This is a genomic window from Dokdonia pacifica (assembly GCF_900188275.1).
Classification (GTDB): domain Bacteria; phylum Bacteroidota; class Bacteroidia; order Flavobacteriales; family Flavobacteriaceae; genus Dokdonia; species Dokdonia pacifica.
In genome coordinates, this window is the sequence record NZ_FZNY01000001.1 from 676,708 (window position 1) to 696,800 (window position 20,093).

The window sequence follows — 20,093 nt, forward strand, 5'->3', positions numbered from 1 at the left end:
TATGTTGTTTTGTGATCTTCACGTAAGGTTTTAATTGTTTTTATACTACCCCTTCTTAAAAGAAAGGGTAGCAATTGCCTAAAAGTAAGAGAGACTATTTTATTTCTGAATCACCACCCAAGCACCTTTATTACGAGCATAATAGGTGTTGTCATACATAGCTTCTACTTGTGTACCTGGTAAATAATATCTGCCCAAATACGATGCATTTAATCGCACTGTAAATGTTTTTGTACTTGCTTTATTGATATCAAAATAGAAATTAACACGATCATCACGTATATCTGTATATCTAGCCGACCCTTCAGTTCCTCCATTTGCATCTGTAAAACGTGTATTTACAATCTCCCAACCACTTGGGAAAATTTGTGTAAGCGCTACATTATCTACAGCATCACGACTATCATTGCTCACACTAATTTTAGCTACAAATTCTTCCCCTTGTCTAAGCTTAGAAATATCAATGCGTTCTCCATTAGTTCCAACAAAGGCAGTCGTTACTTTAAGTTTACTGCTACTAGCAAGTTCTTCCCCTAAAGGCAGTTTTCCACTTTGGACAAGACGTACAAATACCACATTATCTTTTGTGTTTTGAAGGGTTATCGTATTGTTTCCTTCCTTCGTATTTAAATCTCGTAATGCAATAGCTTGTTGTGTCTCAATGGTCATTGCTTTTCCATCTTTTGTATAATTTAACTTAATGGATTTCCCACCGTTTTTAATGACCATTTTTGCCATTGCTAGTAATGCATAACTCGTTTCTTGTGTACTTAACCAACGATCTGACGATAGGTTTTTAGCTATAGATACAGCAAGATCTTTTTGTTTTGCATCTCCCATAACAACCATCGTTTCTAAAGCCATCGCACGATTACGGAATACAGAACCATACGTATGATAATTACCTCTATTAGGTTTAAAATCAATATTTGAAATCGCCGCCAAATCCTCGGCTGCTTTTTTCTGTCCTGCTAATGCATAAGCACCTGCAAGACGCCATTTGGCATCATTACTTAGGTTTCTGTTTTCGCGTAAGCGGTTCATTGCAGCCAAATCTGGTTGCCCAGCAAGTGCCAATGTGTATAAACGATAGGCTTGTGTTAATGTAGCATTATATCTTGTTTGACCAGATCGCCACTCACGAGCAGCTTTTTTCTGAAAACGCAACCAATTACTCATAAATGTAAGTGGTAATGCATATCCTTTTTTCTGAGCTTCAATCATAAAATGCCCTGCATAATTGGTCCCCCAAGTATCTGCATTGGTTTCTCCTTGCCAATACCCTAAACCACCATCTGCATTTTGAAAACGCCCTAAACGCTCTATTCCTTTTTTAATATTTTCTTGCGCTTCTCGTTTTTGCTCATAGGTTAAATCAAAAATATCATCCATAAACAACTGTGGGAAAGCTCCTGATGTAGTTTGCTCTACACATCCATGAGGATAGCGTATTAAGTATTGCATACGCTTTGTAAAATCCATAGGAGGTAAGGTAGAAAACTCTATAGCAGATTCATTTGATCCCGCAACTCCAAATGTTGCATAATCGATGGTTAGATTTCCTGAAGCTGGCAATTCGTAATCGCTCATTTTTTGAGTGATTGGATTGGGATTTTCTACATCTATTTCGACTTGATAGGTTGCACGTTCCCCACTTCCTTCAGCAATAATCTCTATGGTTTGAATCGCATTGACCGCAGTCACATCAAACTCAAAAGGAACAATTTGTTCTCCTACGGAAGCAAAATTAATGGTCTTAGTTGTGCCTTCCGTCGCCTTAAAGGCTTCTGATGTTTTTACAGTGATTTTTGCTTGTTTTACTTTAGGCTCCATAGCAAACACAGTAACTGGTAAGGTGACGTGTTCTCCTGGAGATAGTTTTCGCGGAAGCGAACCTAGCACCATTAATGGTTTACGTACAGGAACCGTTTTTTCTGAAGCACCGTATGCTGATGTTTTAGGATTTCCAGCAACTACCATAACACGCACCGAGCCTACATAATTAGGCATTTGAAGGGTATGTGTGTTGGATTTGTTTTCGCTTAAAGCGAAAGGACCTATATACGTAACCACTGGTTTAAATCGCTCTGCTTTTCTGTTTTTGGCAGCCGCAGCAGCATCACCTCCTCCAATGGCATAGATATTATCTACACTTCCTGAATAAGCACCAATTACATCGTCAAACATATCGAACGTTTTTACACCTAATGCCTCTCTACTATAAAAATGCTTATGAATAGCGGGTGTCTTGTATCGTGTTAAATCTAGCAATCCTTCATCTACAACAGCAAGAGTATAGGTCATTGCTTTTGCATTTGCCTCACTTACTGTTACGGTATAGGATGTCTCTGGTTTGAGTACATCTGGCATGGTAATTTTAGGATTGAGTATGGTGTTTTGATCTTCTACTAATAATGGAATAACCCCATACAAACGGATAGGTAAATCATTTTTGACTTGCTCATGCGCTTGTAATAAAGAGATATTTACATAGACATTAGGAGCCATTTCTGAAGTTACTGGAATCTTGAATTGTGTGTCTCCATTTTGTGTATCTACCCACCAACTATCCAATACTTGAGTTCCATTTTCTATGCTGACTAATGCTCTCGAACTATCACCTGAAGGGAATGTAATAGTTGCATCATCACCTACTTGATATTTTTCTTTATCAGAAGAGAATACGAGCATTTTTGCACTTTCTGAATCACTTTGTAATCCGCTCCAATTACGATAGAAATATGCGATACGTCCTGTTGCATGCCCACTTTCTGGATCAATCACACGTATTAGGTAACGACCACTTTCTCTTTCAGGAATATTTACTGTAAAACTTGTTTTCCCATTACCTCCAGTCGTGACTTTGAAGTCTTTTACAGGCGTATGAACGGTTCCTGTTTCATATCGAGAATAGTTATCTCTCCCTCTGCTCCACCACCAGCGCCAACTCATTTTAAACACTTTTACTTCTAGCGTTCTGCTTCCAGATGCTTTTCCTTGTGCATCTGTAGTAACAACATCAAACTCTGTATTGTCATCTGTAAAGTAGCTTCCATAAGCACGGCTTTTAGGAGATTGTAATCCTACAAAATGATCAAATGGAGCAATGTCTTTACTCACGACATCTAATGAAAAATCCCCACCTCCTTCATAGGCTTTTGTTACAAAAGTAGCTTTAAGCATTCCAGGAGCACGTTTACTCAAACTGAGTTCTTTATTAATTTGCGTCACTCCTTCTTCATTTAATTGTTCATCTAACACAGCTACATCTACTTGATCAAAACTACGAATAGGATCAAAGAAGTTATAGTTAGGAAAAGCTTTAAATCCAGTACTTGAGCTTAGTATGGTCGCATCTGTTTTAATAACAAGATTACGTGCAGGTGCTCCATGCAACCATGCTACTTTTGCAGTACCTTCTATATGATCACTTGCGCGAATAATATCATTTTTAAACTCTAAATTGACTTTTAAACGATTGGGTTTTATCGTTTCTACTTTTAAGGATTTAGAAAAACTTGCACCGCCTACACTAATAGTTGCATTCCAATTTCCAGTAGGAGCCGTAGGTGTTGTAGCTACAGGGAAGTAATACATATTATTTACAGCACTTCCTTTTCCTTCTTGTGAAGCAGTATTGGTACTTAATACTTTACGATAGGTTAATTTACCTCTCGCATCGGTTACTTCTAATTTTACAGGATGATCTTTTGGTAATGGATTGTTAGCATCATTAAGTACAAACGAAAGGTGAATACTATCACCCGGACGATGTACGCCTCGTTCTGCATAAATAAATCCTTTTAATCCCTTCTGTAATTGTTTTCCAGAGATATCAAACTTACTCATAGAAAGTGCGTTTCCATCCTCTATTTTTAGGTATGCATAATTTGCTCCTTTTTGAGCTACTGCATAGACAGCATATCCATCTGGAGCTACCGTCGCAAGGCCTGAAGCATCTGTTGTAACCGTTCCTATAGCTTGTTTTTGATAATTATATAAGGTGATTTTTGCATTGGCTTCTGGAGTTGTAGATACAATATCTGTTGCTGCAAAATGATAGTGATTATCTTTTCCTTTTTTGACAATAAGCCCAAGGTCTGATCCTAAAATAGTATTACTTATAAATCTATCATCCTGATAATATGCTGGGTGACAAGGGTTGTCTTCTTGTCGCCAGTTATACACTTGATTACGCCAACGGTAAATTCTATTATCCCAATATTGTTCTTCACGCTCATCTTCATCGGCGCTCTCTGCTTCTGTGTAGTTTCCATCATAATAATCATCTTCATAGTACCCACGATAGGTATCTTCTTCTACTTCCGTATTCTCATCATCTACACATTCATACGCAACATAGTCTTGCTTATAGCTTATCTCTACACGATATAAAGCACCTGGATCTGCCTGAAACATTTTGGATAGATCTATCCCGTGTACACGCCATTGACTATCACCGATATCACCAGACTGAAAACTATTTTCTTGTAAATTGATCGTTTGTTTAGCAACACGTCTCCCCACTTGTTTCAATCCATATGAATTATTGCTATTCAAGTTATTTTCTTGTAAATATTCTAACACATTATTTTCAAATATTTTAATAATACGCACATCTACATGGCTCAAATTAACCGACTCAAAATAGAAGGGATTACTTCCTGAATTTGGGAGAATCACTCCATTGGTAATGGCACGTATTCCTGGCTTTAATTGCTCAAAAGAAACGGTTTCTGAAAAAGGAGTTTTTAATTTATAACCATCGGTGCTTCTAATTCCTTGAAAAACTTCAACTAGTGATTTGCCTACAATTTTATTTTCAGGATATACATGTAATACGTTTCCATCTACTTCAAAACGCAAGTCGCCTGCACGTTGTATGGTCACTAATCCTTTAAAATTCTGATTCTCTTGCAGTGGGTCAGAAAAATTAAGTGCTACTGAAGCATTTGCTCCTAACTTCTGATTAATATTTACAATTTTAAAATTATTACGTCCAGGAATGAGTACTTCATTATCACCTTCTGTTTCATCGGCACCAATCGCTTTTCCACTCCATGACACTTGAATATTTGCATCTTCTTCTTCTCTTAAAATACTATCTATTTTAAACACATGATACCGAGAGGCCTTGCTATCACTAAGCCACGTTATGGATAACGGCTTTCCTTTTTGGGTTGCGTTTATGAGTTCTTTTGCTTTCGCGAAAGCGATCACATCTGCACCTTCAATCTGACCTTCTAGATATTGGTAATTTCTATCATACGATTGTAAGGCACGAAGATCTACTTTAAAATCGGGCGTGATTGTTTTAAAATTAAACGTAAAAGCACGTATTTCCTTTGGGAGATCATCATAGAGCTTATCCAAAAGTAAGGTTACAGAATACTCGGTATCTGAATTGAGAGGCTCATCGGGAACAAATCGCAAAACACGCTGTCCTGACACTGTCACTTTTCCAGATGTTTTAGGAATAATTTTAAACACATCTGATGGGATTTCCTGATCTACTTCAAACTGCGTTAATGCCTTTCCTACCTTGACCGTAATGGGGTTTGCAATAGATTGCCTACCACTCGTAGCATAAGAGATATACTCTTTGTATTTAAATAGATTATCAGTGGGTTGGTCGGCACCTTTTTTGTCACAAGTGATTAAAAAAAGGCTTAGTACTGCGGTGAGAAAAACATGGATGTTACGCATAATGATGGTGTTAGTTAGCCTCTCTATCTTTTATTCTAAATAGAATAAAATCAGATAAACAGGTATTCAAAATATGTTACTAAAGATAACAGATTTTAAATGGATTAATATGAATTTAAAATGATGCTTTTTATAGGTTGAGATTGGTTAATTCAACATATAAAATAGGTATAGAAAATCGAGTGGTTATGGTGGTAACGTAACTGTTAAAATTTCTAGTATATGAATTTTAACATTTGTGACGGATTTAACAGTTTTCCTCCCTCTCTACCTTTCAGGCATCTCTCCCAAAGGGAGAGAATTATATGCTTATTTAAAGATTAGAAAAATCATAGTGACGCTCTACTTTACAAATACGTATAGTATACGCTTCATACCAAGTACTTTTTCCTTTAGCCTGTGCTGCTTGATGATCTGTTTGCGCTTTCCATCTCGCAATATCTTCTAGGGTTTTCCAATAAGAAATCGTAATGCCCACTTCATTACGCGCATGGTCTATTCCTAAATATCCAGGCATGTCTTGTGCAAGTTCTTCAAGATGTTGTGCAGCTAGACTATAGCCTCTAGTGACACTGGTTTGTGTACTTGCAAAAACAACTGCGTAATAAGGGAGTTCTTTGTGTAATGGGGTTAAAAGTGAGTTTTGTGATGCCATACCAGAAAGTTATCATCCAAAATTACTCTTTTATATTGTGAATAAATATAGTTATGCTAGATTTAGTTTTTAAGAAATCGTTTTGCTGTCACCTTTCCCTTTTGATCTTCTATACGAAGAAAATACAATCCAGATTTCCAATGTTGAACATCTATTGAGTTTATACCTAATGCTTCTTTAGAGGTTGTTATAAGCATTCTTCCTTGTATATCAAATACAGTTATGGTATAATCTTCTTGACTATCAGTTTCTATATATAATTGACTTTGAACAGGGTTTGGATAGATAGAAAAAGAAGGCAACGTATTATCTCTTAAAGACAAAAAAGGATTCCCATAAAAAGCAGCATCTCCATTCGTATTATATACAGATAATGTTGGGGCATTACCAAGATATATAATATCATACTCAAATACATCTTCAATCCCATTTAAATAAAAATTAAAATATAAGTTCTCAAAAACACTATTCTCAGACAAATCACACTCTATTAAGGTCATTGAGTATTCATCAAATGAAAAAGAAGGAAGCATTCCTGTTTCTTCTTGAAAAGATAAAAATCCAAAAAAGCCATTACACACATAAGTATCAAATACGGGAGGAATTCCTTCACTTTCTTCTTCAAAAACAAGACCTATCATTTCTACTTCATCATTCATAGGAGGAACAAAATCTTCTCCGTCTATCGTTAAAAGTTCTAATTTCCACTCTCCTTCAAAGAGAACAGGAAATTGTGCAAATACACTTTGAGATACCATTAAAGATATGCATGTAATAAAAAACAACTGTTTTTTCATCATTGATTATTTAGAAATTTAAGATACTATTTATTCTGTAAAATAATAGAAAATAGATAGATAGATATTTTTTTAATAGCTATATTCATATCTTACTTTTAATACTAGCATAACACTGGTGTCTTTTCTTTTTAAAAACTTTGCATAAAACAACTCATTATGAAACGTACAATATTCATTTTTTTAGTTAGTGTGTTTATTTCTGTAGCTACTTTTGCGCAAGCAGACTTATTGCAATCAGGGCCTATGGTAGGGTATTCAGATTTTAGAGAAGCACTGATCTGGGTACAAACCAAAGCACCCGCCGATGTAAAAATTGGATATTTCGCTCAAGGCGAAAAAGAACGATTTACTAAAACCGTTTCTACAACAGAAGAAGGAGATTATATCGCAAAATTATATCCGAGCGATGTCGCATATGGAACCACATACACTTATAAACTATATCTTAATGATCAGCTAGTACCACGTTTATATCCCTTAGAATTCCAAACACAAACTTTGTGGCAATATCGTACCGATCCACCGCCATTTACCTTTGCTATTGGGTCTTGTTTTTATCGTAATGAACCCAAAGACGATCGTCCAGGAAGACCTTATGGAGATGCTTATGGTATTTTTGAGAGTATTGTTCAAAAAGATCCTGATTTCATGGTCTGGTTAGGAGATAATATTTATTTACGCACTCCCGATTTTCAAACCGAACGCGGTATTCGTCATCGCAATCGTCAGGCACGTGCAACTCCCGAATTACAAGCTTTGTTAGGAAGTGTACATCATTATGCTATTTGGGATGATCATGATTATGGTCCTAATGATTCTGATCGTAGTTATGTACATAAAAAAATAGCTGAAAAGGCATTTAATGAGTACTGGGGGAACCCAAGTACCAATGCTACTGGAGAAGGAGGTATTACAGGACAATTTGTATGGAATGATGTCGAATTCTTCTTGATGGACGATCGATATCATCGTGCTCCAAACAGAAGTCTTGATTCGGCTAAAGATTATTTAGGAGACGTACAACTCAACTGGCTTATTGATGCTTTAACTGCGAGTAAAGCTTCTTTTAAAATTGTATGTATTGGTGGACAAACCATCAGTGATGCTGCTGTTTATGAAAATTATGCTACCTATCCTGAGGCACGTAAACGTTTACTAGATCGCATTGCTGCTGAAAAGATAGAAGGCGTTGTATTTATGAGTGGTGATAGACATCATACCGAGATCTCACGTTTAGAACGTCCCGATGCGTATCCGCTTATTGATATTACCTGCTCACCACTTACATCTGGAACTCATAAAGCACGTGATGAAGGAAATACACTTCAAGTAAAGGATAAAACGTATTATGAGCGCAACTTTGGACTTGTAAATGTTTCTGGAGCGTACGGAGAGCGTACATTACTCCTTACCATTTACGATCAGAAAGGACAAAAGGTATGGGATTACAGCATCGCACAACAAGAATTACGTTATAAAAAATAGGTTGAATTGGTACTATTATTTCTTCACTAAGAAATTACGACGGGTATCTGTAATGTCTAACGTTGCTGTATACTCTTTTCCTTCTCTTAAATACCGTATGTTTATTTTATTATCGTCGGCATGTGTGCTTTTTGAATGTTCTAAACAACCTACATGGCATGTCACTTGTTTTCCTATTTGAAGGATAATATCGCCTCCAAATAAAATCTCTCTTCCTGCTACATTTGCTGAAATATAACCTCCTCGCAATCCTGCTTTTTCTGCTGGACTATTGGCAGCTACTCGTTGGATGAGTAGCCCTCCATTTTGAATAGGAAGATTAAACAAACGTGCATATTCTTCTTGTGTCAGGAAAATACTTTCTACACCTACCCATGGACGATCTTCAAAAGCGAGTAAATCTTTTGCTGTATTGATAGAAACTACCATTCCTATGCCTTGAAAACCTCCTGAAACTGTAAGTATACTGGAAGCAATTCCTACCACTTCACCTTGTGAATTAAAAAGAGGACCACCACTATTTCCTGAGTTGATTGCTGCATCGGTTTGGATAAACTCTACACGAACAGTTCCGTCATACAATCGATCGTCGCCTCTAAATGCTGAGATAATTCCTGATGAAAATGAATTTTCAAGACCATACGGGCTTCCTATAGCATATACATTTTGTCCTACCACAAGATTATCTGAGTTTCCGAGTTTGGCATGTGATAAAGTAGGATCTAATACTTTTAATTGTAATAAAGCGATATCGGCTGTTTTTTCACTAAATAAGATAGACGCTTTACGCATTTTTCCATCTTGTGTTTTGACCAAAATTTCAGATGCGCCATCTACTACGTGTGCCGCTGTAAGAATATAACAATCATGAGAAATAAGCACCCCAGAACCTTGCCCTTGACTTTTAATAGCTCCTTTTTCGGTGTAGTTATTTGAGGTTGTAAAAATGGTCACAACCGCAGGTAATACTTTTTTATAGATATTAGAAACGGTAGTTTCTTCTTTACTTAAATACGTAGGGGTGGTCCTTTTTTTAGGGCTCGCATGCGTGCCTGCGGTTTGCGCGACTAGGAATGTTGAGACACTAAAAAGACTTATCAATAAGAGAATATACTTTCTCATGACATAAAAGGTTTTTGATTTATAAAATGATTGGCAGCAACCGTATAGTCACTTACAACCGATTTGTCGAAGAAAAATTTAAAACCTTATTTTTTTGTCGTTTTTTCCTTTAGAAATATATTCTCTTATATCAAATTATTGCTGTATACGCTTTCGCGAAAGCGTAAAAATGAGTAACGCAATAGTAAAGTTCCTTCTCCCTTAAGGAGAAGATTTGTCTAAGGGAACTACTCTATTTACCCCAAACAAGAAGATTTGGAAGAGAGATTTGTACTATTTCGCCCTCACCTTTATCCTCTCCCTGAGGGAGAGTAAACAAACTATATTAATAGGTGAGATTATATGGGTAAAAATCCCTTCTTCTTAAAAGGATAAAGCGAAGAAGAGGAAATTACTCCACTACTTCAAATGCTTGAATGGCGGCATTGGGTTCCATAATGCTGTGACCTGTCCAGAAATTAGGATCATACTTAGATAAATAGGTCGCTTTTATATTTTCATTTTCAGAAGCAGCTTCATAGGCTGTACTAGAAATATCTTCAGAATTAAATACAACCATTTCATATTTAGACACGGAAGTTCCTTGAACATCTAGGGCAAGTGAAAGTTCATTTTGCTTACGACGTCCTTTTACATGCTTGTTTTTTTCGATCACTTTTAAAGGACGGTCTACGCCAAAATAATTGCCGTTTTCCAATTCTAAATAACGCGGACTATAACTACCACTACTATTTTTTGCAAATAACATCTTTCCTCTATACACATCTTCTCCATATCTAATCCCTAATAATCCGAACTTAAACAACGGACGTACATTGGCAAATTCTAATCGTACAATAGCAAAATCATTGGTATTTACATAGGCTGTACCTTTAAAATCTTTTTTCCCTTTTGGTAAAAAATCAATAATGTACACAGGCTCTTGATCTATAAATGTGTAATCTCTAATTTCAAATTCATAGCGATTTGATTTTTCTAGAATGTCAATCTTAGAGTCTTCGTTAAAGAATAATTGCGTGTACAGTTCTGAAATACGATCTTTCATTTGTTGTTGGAAGTAGTTTTTCTCACTTGCATTTTCTACCTCTACTTTTACTTTATTAGCATCTTCATTGGCTGCAGTGATAGAGTCTAATTGTACTTTGGTTCCAAAAAGTCCTGACTTGATTTTAAGGTATGAGTCTGGTTTTACGTTTTCTTTAAAAATAGTTTCTAGACGCTCACTAAGACCATCTACCGAAACGTCTTTAGACTTATCATACAGCTCGGCTGCTTTATCAATATGGAACTTATGTTTACGGTAATTACCATAAAAATCTCCTACAACTTCGCGATAATATGAAGATTCACGAGGCACTAAGGTTGCAATACTATCGATAAGTTCTTTATTTAACTCTTCAATGGTAGATTTTTTAAACCCAAAATCCACTTTTTTCATCGTATTAAAATCCGATTGTCTAAAGAAAATTTTCTTTTTAGATAGGTCTTGTACGTAATAGTTTTTATCCAGATTCTCTTTTACTTTTTCAATTACCTCTTTTGCAGAAAGAGGATTACTAGAAAGAAATACGCCTTTTAATTCGAACGATTTTGGTGCTAACTGAATAATACTATCGGTAAGGGATGCAAGTAAAATTCCTTTACGCTCATATCCCATAGAAGAAATATATACAGAGTCTTTTACTTTTTTTAATTGCGCTTCGGTAATGGTAAAAATACCATCCTCGTTAGAAATAACGCCTTGATTTTCTGAAAGCTCAATGGTAGCAAAAGGAACAGGCGCTTGTGTTTTACTATCTATAAGTGTTGCCGATACTGTTTGTGCAGTCATTCCTGAGATCAGTAATCCTGCAAGTAAGGTGATGATGTATTTGATAATTGTTGTCATGATGAATGAATGATTGTTTTTTATATAGACGCATCATTTTTGCAAATGGTTGCCTGCTATCTTTTTTTCATGACGATTTTAAGGGGATTGTGTTACTTGTAAGTTTTAGAATTCGGGGCTTCGATACAATCTTGATTTCATCGAGATCACTCAGCCTCCTTTGATGCGTTTTTGTTATACGCTTTCGCGAAAGCGTATAACAATTGATTATTAGATGTTAAAATTCCTTCTCCCTCGGGGAGAAGGTTAGGATGAGGGGAAGCGAGAGATTATCGCAATCAACACCCTCACCTTAATCCTCTCCCTCAGGGAGAGGAGATATATTATTTTGTAATTTTATTTTTTCATTGAGTGCTTTTAAACGTGCTTTATGTGCTTCTTTTTTTTCACGTTCTTTCTTTTTCTTTTGAGCCATAAGCTTAGAGTGCTTGGCTTTATTTTTTGTGTTTTTAGGACTTCCTGCTTTTGCCATAGTTAAATATAATAAGAATAAAATCGGGATTTCTATACAATTTCTGCTTGTACGAAAATCACTCAGCTACCTTATATTTTTTTATTATACGCTTTCGCGAAAGCGGACTGCATTTCTTTAAATGCTTGTATGGGGTCTTTAGCATTCCACACACCGCCTAAGGCACCTACGCCTTGAAAGCCTAGTTTGACTGCTTCTGGGGTGGTTTGTGCATTAATACCACCCATTCCTGCAATGAATTTAGGAATGTCTCGCACATCAAACCCTCTGCCTTGCATATCGCTTTTAGAAATGGCTGCAAATACAGGACTGAGTAGATGGTAAGCAAAAGTTACCGGTTGTGCTGCGAGGTCTTCAGGTTCGTGATAGGAGCTACTTACGGCAAAACCTTTATCGGTAAAGGACTTTACATAGGTTTCTAATGCGGCTCCTTGCTCACGCCACTTACGTTCTTCCAAATGAATTCCTTTAATCGCATATTCTTGCGTCAACTCCACTGGAAAATTATGCGTCATGATATATGGATAATACGTTGGATCTATCTGCTCTAAATAGGCACGATGTTCGTCTAGCGTAGCGTTTGGTTTTCTAAAATGAAAGTGTTCTAAACCAGCTTCAAAGAGTTGATGAAGGGTTTTAATTTCGATATCATCAGTTTGTTCTGGAGATATAAGGAGGATCATAGTGGGTTTGTTTTCATTCCCACACTTCGACTATGCTCAGCATAAACTCCATTGGGAATATCATCATAACGTAAAAATACGTTTTAATTTATCTATGAGGAATTGGATTGATCATATAACACTTAAAATTCTTTATTTCAGCCTTCGAAAAGTTATCGTAAAATGTGAAGCGAGTATTTCGTAGAATTTCATACTGTTTGAGCGTAGCGAGATTCCAAAATTCAGGAATGGAGCAATATATTTAGATAAGGTTTCGTCAGCCTAGCCTTTTTTGATTCTTTTTTTGGCAATGAAAAAAGAATAGGATATAATAAAAAATCATTATGTTCATTTTCTTTGCTTGCCCAAAGAAAACGAACCAAAAGAAAAGGCACTTTCTCTTAGGTGTTTTTCGCTTAAAGCGAAAACCGCAAACTGTTTTCTAAATTTTTTCCAAGGCTTCAAAAATTCTTAACGAAAACTTTTTACTACACTGAAGAAAAAGAAAACTAAACTGATTAACTTTATTCTTTTGAAGATTAACTCACTGTTGAATCACTTCTATTAACTGTTCTTTTGGCACCACACCTGACTGTCTCCAGACTTGTTTTCCATTCTTGTATAAAATCATAGTCGGGACACCGCGTACTTGATATTTGGTGGCTAAGGGTTGATTTTTATCTACGTCTATTTTGACAATTTTAACGGCATCGCCTAGTTCTTCTTTGACTTGTTCTAGAATAGGCCCTAAGGTTTTACAAGGACCACACCATGTTGCATAAAAATCAACTAAAACGGTGGGAGAACTGGATATAATAGTTTGAAAAGAGGATTTCATTTTTTTGATGTAAAATTAGGGTATAAAAATAGTATATTCAACATCGATAATTTCATTACTATGCCTAAAGACAAGTCCTGGAAACAACTCATCTTAGATCTCGCCAAAGCCATCTCTGAAAGTTTAAGTGGTACCTCACGAGCGAGAACTTGGCACCAACATGTAGTTCCGTATGAGAATGGCTGGGCTGTACGCCGTGAAGGGAATAAGCGGATTACCTCCAAACACCGCAAACAGAGTACAGCGATTAACAAAGCTAAAATCATCGCTAAAAGAAAGAAAGCTGATGTGATTATTCATCGAGCCAGTGGCGGGATTCGAGAGCGGATTAGGTATGGGGATTAATAATATTCCTTTATATAAGCATAAGCCCTCTCAAACAAAGTTTGATCCTTATGTAATTTATATTTTAGTAACGCTTTACGCAATGACTTTTGTACTTCTCTCTCTCCTGAACTTGTTTTTTGCCATCCTGGAAAACGAACAACTCTAACTATAGCATCAATATCTTCAACAATACGCTCTACAACTGCTGGTGTCTTATCTGTTTTTAGTTCTAAAAATAACTCTGTTAATGCTGCTTTTGGTGTCTTTTCTATTAATAGTTCTTCTAATTCTTTTTCTGCTTCAACAGTTTCTTTTGCCAACTTACAAAGCTCTTTTACAAACTCTATTGAGGTAATTAATCCTTGTTCCGCTTGATCTCGAAGTTCTTCAAGACGTTCACTTAAAGATTTAAACTTAGGATTACCCGCGTTCTTCTTGAAACGCTTTATTAAAAGTTTCTCTAATTTTTTGGCGTTTTTAGGGTCTGGGTTATTGAATATATCCTCAATTACATCAGCATCTAATATAAATTCGTCTAAGTGATGAACTTCTCCTACATGTACGTTTTCATGAATCAACTTTGTCGTTTCTGCTCCTAAAGAGAACCAAAGTAATTTCCCAATATTATCAGCTGCAGGTTTAACGGACTCAAACACCTGAGACAACCATTTATAATCTTCTTGATATATGTTTAAAATAGTGTCTGGAGATAAAGATTCCCAAAGTTTAGATAAGAATTTATAATCCTTTGCAAAGGCATCTTTTTTATCATTATTTCCTATTGCATTTTGAGCAGCTTCCAAACCTTCAAAACCTTGTATTGTTCTATCAACGCTTTCAAAATGAGATAATGTATCTCTCATTGCTTGAGGCAGTTTATCTCTTAATTCTGAAAGATTAGAGATTACGGTCTGTATACTTTCTTCGTCAAATTGCAGTGCTTTTGCGGCATCATCAAAGACTCCAAAATAATCTACAACACGACCAAAAGATTTTTCAGGATATAATCTATTAGTTCTACAGATTGCTTGAAGTAGTGTATGATCTTTGATAGATTTATCTAGATACATGGTTTGTAAAATAGGCGCATCAAAACCTGTTAAGAGTTTTGCCGTTACAATGATAAACTGCAAATCAGATAATGCATCATTAAACTCATCTACTATTTTTTCTTGCTGACTCTTATCAATTCCCCATTTTTGTTTGAATTCTAGAGGATCGTTTGAAGATGTTGAAATCACCACGCGACTCGCTTCTACAGGGAAATACTTATCCAACTCTTCTTTATATTGTACACATGCATACCTATCTGGGGTCACAATCATTGCTTTAAAACCATGTGGTGCCACTTTCTCTTTAAAGTGAGTAGCAATGTCTTTCGCAATTTTAGCCACACGTTCTGGCGATTTTAAAAAAGCAGCCATTTTTGCTGATTTCTTATTTAAAGCATCTGCTTCTTCATCGGTTAAAGCGGTACTTTCTTTAAATTCTGCAAAGGCTTTATCCAGGGTTTCTTTGTCTACATGCACATCGACCAATCGAGGTTCAAAATGCAAAGGCAGGGTTGCATTATCTCTAATAGAATCATGGAAGGTGTACCGTGACATATATCCTCCTTCATCTTCTTCTGCTCCAAAAGCCCAAAACGTATTTTTATCTGCTTTATTCACAGGAGTTCCTGTTAAACCAAACAGGAAGGCATTAGGTAATGCAGCACGCATTTGACGCCCTAAATCACCTTCTTGTGTTCTATGCGCTTCATCTACCAGAACAATAATGTTCTCGCGCGTATTCATATTAGGTTTGGCATCTCTAAACTTAAAAATCATAGAAATGATAATCTTCCGTGTATCATTTTCTAATAATGTTTGAAGCTGTTTGATATTATCTGTTGTCTCTACATTAGAAATATCTGCTGCATTAAACGTGCCTGTGATTTGGGTATCTAGATCCGTTCTATCAACGAGTACTATAACGGTTGGGCTTTTCAACTCTTTCTCGCGTCTCAATTTTTGAGCAGCAAATACCATTAATAAGGATTTGCCAGAGCCTTGAAAATGCCAAAGAAGTCCTTTTTTTATCTTTCCCTCTTTTACACGATCTACAATTTTATTTGCTCCTTCGTATTGTTGAAATCTGGGGATTATCTTGATACGTTGCTTCTTTTTATTGGTCGTGAATAATGAAAAATTTTGTAGAATATCTAATACCCGTTTTGGATGTAACAGATCAGATAATTCTTTCCCTACTTCCCCAAGTCCTAAACGTTTTGCAATAGCATCTTCATCATTTTCTAATCGCCAAGGTGCCCAATAATCTAAAGGCGTTCTAATCGCCCCATAATAGAGTTCTTTTCCTTCTGTAGCAAAAGATAAAATATTTGGTACAAATAATTGTGAAACAGCATTCTCATAGATATCATGAACCTCATGTGCACCATCTAACCAACTTATGGCAGAACGTATAGGTGTTTTTGCCTCTCCAATAATGACAGGAATCCCATTGATAAATAATACCACATCGGGAATTTTGGTTTCACGATGATGAATACGAAACTGTGTCGTGGCTATAAAATCATTATTCTTTAGCTCTTCAAAATCTATTAATCGTACAGGTACATGACGATTATTTTCGCCGAAAGGCATGGTTTTATCACCTTGTAACCATTTAAAAAATTCTTCGTTGGCACGTACTAAACCTACTTGATGCACAGAAATTAAGATGGCACGTAGTTTATAAATCACTTCATCAGCCAGATCTGGATTTGCTGTGATTTCAGGATTTAATCGAATTAAAGCAACCTTTAGATCACTTTCTATTAAAACTTCATTAACGGAGCGTTGTAACTCTTGTGGGGATTTATAGTGCCACGAACTTGTAGTGTAAGGGTCATTATCTTCCGCGATTTCTTGGGTATTTAAATTAATACCTGTGAGTTGCTTAATGATGTAGTTTTCTACACTGTTTAGTTCGTTGAAACTCATCTGTTAAATAGATTTAAATGCCGCTAATACTATATTTCTAATACTGCTTGCTAAATATGGCAATACAATAGCTGAAAAGTTTTGATGCGACTTTACAATAAACTTTCTTAATAAAGTATGCGTACTCTTTTCATTACTAGCATTAATAATTAATTGGTTGATCTGGAAAATGATTTGTTGCACAAATTGATCATCATTATATATCCCATCACCTAACATTACAAAAGCACTTTCAACAGATTGTTTAAAAGGATTGATTACATTTTCAACTCTTTCCAATCTTAATTCTTGGCGATTTAACAAACAAACTTCTATTGTTCCGTCACCTCTATTTTGAGTATCAACACCTTTTATTCTAATTCCATTTCCAGATGGATCAATAAAAAAGCCAAAAAATAAATCTGGATTATCCACCTCAGGATGTAATAAATAAGGAATTTCATTCATTAATGGATTGTTTTGCGCCTTCTGATGATCTTCGTCTAATTGATTATTAGCTAAAAAACTTGGAGTATAAACCCTATTCCCAATAATTGGGAATTTACTATGTTTAGCTCCCTCTCGATTACATTTCACACATGAAGGAAGTAGATTAGTCCATTCATAGCACAACCAATAATAACCATTATGGGCATTATCTTCTGCCACTTTCTTTTTAGGCCTATAGTGTTCTATATCTGCCTTTGCGAGACGTTCACAATAAGCACATTTATTGTGATAACTTAATGCTAATTGATCCTCAACCCTAGACCTTTTTTCATCTGGATCTCCATAAGATTCTCTATAAATCTTATCTGTAATATTATCCTTAGACATATTAGTTGCAATCTCTAATATAGCATCAGCAGTTGCTTGACTAGATAAAGTAGCTGTTTTATGGTTTTCAGGTTTAATTACAAATCTCATTTTCTTTTATTTTCAAATCTTTCTATTAAAGCTTTTTCTTTTTCGTCTGTTATAAATTCTTTTATTTTATTTTCTAATTTGTCTACAAACTCAACTTCGGCAAAAGTGTTTTCTGTTCTAATTAAAGCTCCTTTTTCCCTGTTATCATTAGTAATATCATCCATGCCAAAAATGGGTGACGTTAAAATAGTATTTGGCAATAACTCTTCGAGATATATCTTATCATCAACTCTTTGCGTATAAACGCCTCTTTCCCAATCTCGTTTTACTACAAAAACAGCTGAATTTTTAGGAGCACCTAATAATGGAATCGGACTATGTGTGGTCACTATAAATTGTAGTAATGGAAATGTTTCCGAGAGTGTCACGATGAGGTCTTTTTGCGCTTTTGGATGAAGGTGTAAATCTATTTCGTCTATTAAAACAATACCTCTTAACTCTGAGGGGTCAATTTCTTTAGGTTGTTGGTGAAATAAACGGATTATGATATCTGAAACTAGATTTAATATATTTTTATTTCCCGAAGACAATTCATCCCATCTTAAGGTCATTAACTCATCTGAACCTTCAGATCGAATAAGGTATTTAACATCAAACTTATTGCGACTTTTTTGTTCGTATTGTACCTTACGCAAGTCTGGAATAATCTCAGGAAGAAGTGACATGATACGCCGTATTCTGGATTCTACTATCTTGTGATTTCTTGTCTTCTTATTAGCGTTCTTCGTCCACAATTCCAATTGTTTATCAAAACTCAACAATTTTGCTCCATTTTCAAAAAGAGATGCGAATGATCCTACTTTACTCAGTGATTTTCTAAAGGTCTCTTCATTTATAAGATTTGATGTCTGTTCCAAACGATAGGGCCCGTACATGGCTAATCCTCTGGAAACGACGGCTCTTTTTGCTCGTACATTTTCATTTTGATATCTATTAAACGATATTTCTCTTCCTTGTGTAATTAAAGTTGCATTTACCTCAAAGATTTTACTCCTTATTTCTTTAGGACTCAGTGTACGATTCCCTAAAGCGGTTCCAATAGTACGTAATAACATCGTTTTCCCTGAGCCGTTTTCCCCTGTAATAAACACCCATTTGGCATTTCCAACATTTATGTTTTCTTCTTTAATAAGACCGAAATTCTTGATTGAAATTTCTTGCAGATAATCAGCTTTCCCTTCATCTTCTATCGAATATAGAGTTAATTCTGGTAGGTTATTATTATTTTGTCGATATCTGAATAGATTATTGAGTCGATTATTGAACTCCTCTTCAGGAAATTTAATAATCATATCTCCACTTAAGCGATCTTTTTGTGTAATGGTTGTCCTTTGAAATTCTTCCAACAAATTATTGATAGAGTGATAATCAGTCTTTAAAAACGCACCTAAACAATTGATGTAATCTGTAAATTGAAAATTGTCATATTTCTTTATAAATAAGCTTTCTTGTTGTTCTACGTCTAATTTCTGTTGAAGGACATTATTAATATTTAAAAAGTTTTTTAAGCTTTTATAAATATCTGTTTGAATGATTAATCTACAATGTCTATTAGGATTTATCAAAAATGATATAACAGGTCTTTTATGGATATGATCCATCCCTGTCCAAAAAGAAATAGCTACAGTTTCTTCTCCATAAAACCAATAACCTTTATCTAAGTTACTTCTGTTATTTGAGTCTCTAATTACAAACGTAAATTCTGGATCTTCATCAGATTTATCTAACAAAAAATTGAATAACTCCTCATGTAAATCAAAATAATCACCATCTTTTTCAAGATTAGAACTGATCTCTTCAAGTCGATAATAAATTAAATCAAAAGATGGATGTGCATCATTGATGAGTCTAATTTTATCTAAACCAAAATTGGGTCTAACGGTTTTCACGGTTCCATATCTGCCACCTCCAATTGTTGCATTTTGGATACCGTATCTTGTTACGCCTTCTCTTGGGTTATCCATATCATAATAAACCCATTCATCAACTATTGTTCTCAATGAAAACTTTTTCTTAGGGTTTTCGTATTGTTCAATAACAACTCCATAAGCAACAAAATGTTGCTTATATTTTAATATTAGCACATCTCCTTTTTCAATTGAAAAATAAGTTCCTTTCTGAGTTGTGTTGGGATGTAGCGCAAATTCACTAGAATCGATAATATCCTTGAAATTACTTTCAATATAATCTGATCCTGGTTTACCTGCACTAACAACAAAAAAATTCATACTTCTATTATTTTAAAACA

13 protein-coding genes are annotated in these 20,093 nt (G+C 35.4%); 2 read left to right on the forward strand and 11 right to left on the reverse strand.

Going from position 1 to position 20,093, the window contains the following annotated elements:
- Positions 1 to 99 precede the first annotated feature (99 nt).
- From CHB80_RS03050 to CHB80_RS03060, 3 genes are all read right to left on the reverse strand, one after another.
- Positions 100 to 5,706, reverse strand: a complete 5,607-nt coding sequence (locus CHB80_RS03050; protein WP_089369949.1) for an alpha-2-macroglobulin family protein — start codon at positions 5,704 to 5,706, stop codon at positions 100 to 102.
- A 313-nt stretch (positions 5,707 to 6,019) separates the two neighbouring features.
- Positions 6,020 to 6,361 (reverse strand): antibiotic biosynthesis monooxygenase family protein, encoded by a 342-nt coding sequence (locus CHB80_RS03055; RefSeq protein WP_089369950.1) that lies wholly within the window; start codon positions 6,359 to 6,361, stop codon positions 6,020 to 6,022.
- A gap of 62 nt (positions 6,362 to 6,423) precedes the next feature.
- On the reverse strand, positions 6,424 to 7,161 hold the full coding sequence (locus tag CHB80_RS03060) for a T9SS type A sorting domain-containing protein (protein WP_089369951.1): 738 nt from the start codon (positions 7,159 to 7,161) through the stop codon (positions 6,424 to 6,426).
- Positions 7,162 to 7,317: 156 nt separating this feature from the next.
- Here CHB80_RS03060 and CHB80_RS03065 point away from each other — a divergent pair, with 156 nt between their 5' ends.
- The gene (locus CHB80_RS03065) at positions 7,318 to 8,646 is read left to right on the forward strand and encodes an alkaline phosphatase D family protein (RefSeq protein WP_089369952.1); all 1,329 of its coding nucleotides are present in this window, start codon (positions 7,318 to 7,320) and stop codon (positions 8,644 to 8,646) included.
- 15 nt (positions 8,647 to 8,661) lie between these two features.
- Here the strand turns inward: CHB80_RS03065 and CHB80_RS03070 are convergent, their stop codons facing one another.
- From CHB80_RS03070 to trxA, 5 genes are all read right to left on the reverse strand, one after another.
- Positions 8,662 to 9,768 carry a S1C family serine protease gene (locus tag CHB80_RS03070; protein WP_089369953.1) on the reverse strand — a complete coding sequence of 369 codons (1,107 nt, stop codon included), beginning with the start codon at positions 9,766 to 9,768 and terminating at the stop codon, positions 8,662 to 8,664.
- A gap of 391 nt (positions 9,769 to 10,159) precedes the next feature.
- Positions 10,160 to 11,656 carry a peptidase associated/transthyretin-like domain-containing protein gene (locus CHB80_RS03075; RefSeq protein WP_089369954.1) on the reverse strand — a complete coding sequence of 499 codons (1,497 nt, stop codon included), beginning with the start codon at positions 11,654 to 11,656 and terminating at the stop codon, positions 10,160 to 10,162.
- Between the two features lie 292 nt (positions 11,657 to 11,948).
- A complete protein-coding gene (locus tag CHB80_RS03080) occupies positions 11,949 to 12,128 on the reverse strand; it encodes a hypothetical protein (RefSeq protein ID WP_089369955.1) in 180 nt (59 codons plus the stop codon).
- Between the two features lie 71 nt (positions 12,129 to 12,199).
- Positions 12,200 to 12,811 carry a thiamine phosphate synthase gene (locus CHB80_RS03085; protein WP_089369956.1) on the reverse strand — a complete coding sequence of 204 codons (612 nt, stop codon included), beginning with the start codon at positions 12,809 to 12,811 and terminating at the stop codon, positions 12,200 to 12,202.
- Positions 12,812 to 13,334: 523 nt separating this feature from the next.
- A complete protein-coding gene (trxA, locus tag CHB80_RS03090) occupies positions 13,335 to 13,628 on the reverse strand; it encodes a thioredoxin (RefSeq protein WP_089369957.1) in 294 nt (97 codons plus the stop codon).
- On the opposite strand from trxA, the gene CHB80_RS03095 reads away from it, so the two are divergent.
- Positions 13,611 to 13,973, forward strand: coding sequence for a DUF2188 domain-containing protein (locus tag CHB80_RS03095; protein ID WP_308489389.1), 363 nt, complete (start codon positions 13,611 to 13,613; stop codon positions 13,971 to 13,973). The two genes, trxA and CHB80_RS03095, sit on opposite strands and share 18 nt — an antisense overlap.
- On the opposite strand, the gene CHB80_RS03100 is transcribed toward CHB80_RS03095, so the two are convergent.
- The 3 genes from CHB80_RS03100 to CHB80_RS03110 are packed head-to-tail and all read right to left on the reverse strand — an operon-like array spanning position 13,970 to position 20,073.
- Positions 13,970 to 16,939 carry a type I restriction endonuclease subunit R gene (locus tag CHB80_RS03100; RefSeq protein WP_089369958.1) on the reverse strand — a complete coding sequence of 990 codons (2,970 nt, stop codon included), beginning with the start codon at positions 16,937 to 16,939 and terminating at the stop codon, positions 13,970 to 13,972. The two genes, CHB80_RS03095 and CHB80_RS03100, sit on opposite strands and share 4 nt — an antisense overlap.
- Before the next feature lie 3 nt (positions 16,940 to 16,942).
- The gene (locus tag CHB80_RS03105) at positions 16,943 to 17,845 is read right to left on the reverse strand and encodes an HNH endonuclease family protein (protein ID WP_089369959.1); all 903 of its coding nucleotides are present in this window, start codon (positions 17,843 to 17,845) and stop codon (positions 16,943 to 16,945) included.
- Complete coding sequence (locus tag CHB80_RS03110) at positions 17,842 to 20,073, reverse strand: AAA family ATPase (RefSeq protein ID WP_089369960.1); 2,232 nt, start codon at positions 20,071 to 20,073, stop codon at positions 17,842 to 17,844. The genes CHB80_RS03105 and CHB80_RS03110 overlap by 4 nt, the downstream gene beginning before the upstream one ends.
- Positions 20,074 to 20,093: the final 20 nt, after the last annotated feature.